Raw genomic sequence first — 2,591 nt, 5'->3', positions numbered from 1 at the left:
GGGAACCGGCCACCACCAGCACCCGGCCGCAGGTTCCTTTATGGGCCCAGGCAGGCCGGAGAGGCAACCATTCCTGAACCATTTTTCCCGTGATCAGGTAGCGGCCGGGAGTACCATCTTCCAGCAGGAAAGAAGGGATGGAAATATCGGCCACATGCAGTTCCCCAACATGACTGCGCCCGGGCTCCTGCACCAGGCCCAGCTTGGGCAGGGCAAAGGTTACGGTGTGGGTGGCCCGCACACAGGGGCCGTGCACCTGCCCGGTATCAGCTTCCACCCCCGAAGGTATATCCACGGCCACCACCGGCTTTCCGCTGGCATTAATGGCTTCAATCACACCCGCTGCCGGCTCCCGGGCCGCACCTTTAAACCCGGTGCCAAAGATGGCATCCACCACTGCATGGGCACCTACCAGGAAAAGGCGCACCGCATTCAAGTCCTCGCCCCTGGCCACGGGATATACCGGTTGGCCCATTTTCTGCCAGATAGCTAAATTGACGGCCGCATCTCCGCTAATTTCCTCTGGTTTGGCAAGGAGTAAAACCTTGACCTCCGCCCCGGCGTTAAACAGGTGACGGGCCACCACCAGTCCGTCCCCCCCGTTATTTCCCTTACCCGCGAAGACAGCCACCCGCTTACCCGCCACTTCACCCAGCACTTGCTGGACGACCCGTACTACCGCCAGGCCGGCATTTTCCATCAAGACCAGCCCCGGTATACCGTAATCTTCCATGGCAGCGCGGTCCAGCTCTCGCATCTGCCCTCCGGTAACCACCCGCATGGGAGAACACCTCGCTCATCAGTTAATCACCAAGGGCCACCACAAAGGCGACGGCGTACGACCCGTCATGGGAGAGGGTGATAAGGAACTTTTGAATTCCCCGCTCCCTGGCAAGCAGGGCGACCCGGCCGTACAACTCCACCCGGGGTTCGCCCCTCTTTCCGGAAATTACTTCCACGTCCCGCCAGGTGGAGCCGGCAGCCAGGCCGGTCCCCAGAGCCTTCAGTACCGCTTCTTTGGCGGCAAAACGTACCGCATAACAGGGATAGGGGTCCCGGCGGGCCTCACAGTACCGGCGCTCCCGTTCGGTAAAAACCCTGGTTGTAAAACGCTCACCAAATTTTCGGGCTGCTTGTCTGATCCTTCCGACGGAAACAAGGTCCGAACCAACGCCACAAACGCCAGCTCGCGTATCGCGTTCCATCATTTCCTCCCGCCCGGTCAGGGTTTCACTGAAAACCCTTTACCAGGTAATACCTGCCCTGGTTTTTTTAATAGTTCTCCATGAAGTTAGAAAACCCTCCCTCAAAACCCTTCGCCGCTGTTGCTGAAGGTCCCACGCAACTTAAAGTTCACCCATTCGGGGAAGGGGATCCCGGAGCGGGCAAAAAACTCACTCTCTGCCGCCCGCTGGTCATCCTTTTCTTTGAGAAATTCCCGCACCGCCCTCCGTGTGAGGGCGAACAACTCCTCATCCACCAGCCCCTGCTCCATCAGCAAAACACGCAGAGCAAGATTCTCCTCTTCCAGAACCTTTACGCGGCTAAAAAGCTCAATAAACATCAGACGAGTAACATCCTCATCCAGGGGGCGCTCTACGTCACCCAACAGGTTCCAGATCTTCTGGTCGCTCAACATATCCCAAACTGCCTGCATTAAAATCACCATCCATGCCAGGTTTACGCTCCAAAACAACTTCCTGCCAGTAATCTTCAACATATTTTTCACCAAAAGACAACTATTTATACCGGTCCCTGGCTAAAAAAAGAACCCTGAAAAAAAGTAAACGGCACGAGCATATGCCATGCCGTTTACTGTAATTTGTCCCCTCACTCCGCTCAGAAACCCAGGATCTTGCGCAGCTTCTTTGCCTGGGCCCGGCTCACCGGGACCTCGCTGTTTTCCCTGTCATCAACCACCAGGTTGTAAGTCCCGTTAAAGAAAGGCACTATTTCCTTTACCTTGTGGAGGTTTACTATATAGCACCGGTGGGTGCGGAAAAACATGTTGGGGTTCAAACGGGCCTCCAGTTCTTTTAAAGTGAAACGGGTAAAAAACTTATCGGCATAAGTCTTAATGTAAATATAATCCTGTTCCGTAAATGCATACACAATGTCCGATTCGGCGACCAGGACCGTCTTGCCCTGTTTTTCCGCGGGGATGCGGTCGATCTTAAACTGCCCGGCACCATTGCCCCCCCGGAAAGCAGGGGCAGCAACTTCCCCCTCCGCCGCCGCCGCAGTTTCGGCCGGATTCAATTCCTGGTATTTCTTCAACACCTTGTCTACAGCCTTTTTTAAGCGGCCCTGGTCTACAGGTTTCAAAAGGTAATCCACCGCATTGACCTCGAAGGCCCGAACTGCATATTCATCGTAAGCGGTCACAAAAATCACCTGCGGTTGCCTGGGCAGTTCCTGGATAACCGCCCCCAGTTCGAGACCGCTCATCCCCGGCATTGAGATGTCCAGGAAAAGAACCTGGTAATCCAGGGCCTTGATCAGAGCCATAGCCTCCTGGGCATTGGTGGCCTCACCCACAATTTCAATATTATCAAAGCTGCTCAAGGCGTAACGCAATTCCTGCCGGGCCG

The 2,591-nt window shown here is 55.4% G+C and carries 4 protein-coding genes; all 4 read right to left on the bottom strand.

The features are described 5' to 3' along the window. Window positions 1-781, bottom strand: a 781-nt coding sequence (locus ACPLUI_RS13730) for an NAD(P)H-hydrate epimerase (RefSeq protein ID WP_424660812.1), incomplete at its 3' end; no start/stop codon positions are given. A gap of 22 nt (window positions 782-803) precedes the next feature. Continuing rightward, on the bottom strand, window positions 804-1,208 hold the full coding sequence (gene acpS, locus ACPLUI_RS13725) for a holo-ACP synthase (RefSeq protein WP_424660811.1): 405 nt from the start codon (window positions 1,206-1,208) through the stop codon (window positions 804-806). Between the two features lie 98 nt (window positions 1,209-1,306). Next, on the bottom strand, window positions 1,307-1,669 hold the full coding sequence (locus tag ACPLUI_RS13720; RefSeq protein ID WP_424660810.1) for a hypothetical protein: 363 nt from the start codon (window positions 1,667-1,669) through the stop codon (window positions 1,307-1,309). Between the two features lie 170 nt (window positions 1,670-1,839). Then, a partial coding sequence (locus tag ACPLUI_RS13715; RefSeq protein WP_424660809.1) for a LytR/AlgR family response regulator transcription factor occupies window positions 1,840-2,591 on the bottom strand: 752 nt, incomplete at its 5' end.

This window comes from Desulfofundulus sp. (genome assembly GCF_049701015.1).
Lineage (GTDB): Bacteria > Bacillota > Desulfotomaculia > Desulfotomaculales > Desulfovirgulaceae > Desulfofundulus.
This window is presented reverse-complemented; position numbering and strand designations above follow the sequence as displayed.

Bases quoted from the DNA above. Each gene is read 5' to 3' on its own strand.
- acpS (WP_424660811.1), bottom strand. From the start codon at position 1,208: ATGATGGAACGCGATACGCGAGCTGGCGTTTGTGGCGTTGGTTCGGAC.
- ACPLUI_RS13720 (WP_424660810.1), bottom strand. From the start codon at position 1,669: ATGGTGATTTTAATGCAGGCAGTTTGGGATATGTTGAGCGACCAGAAG.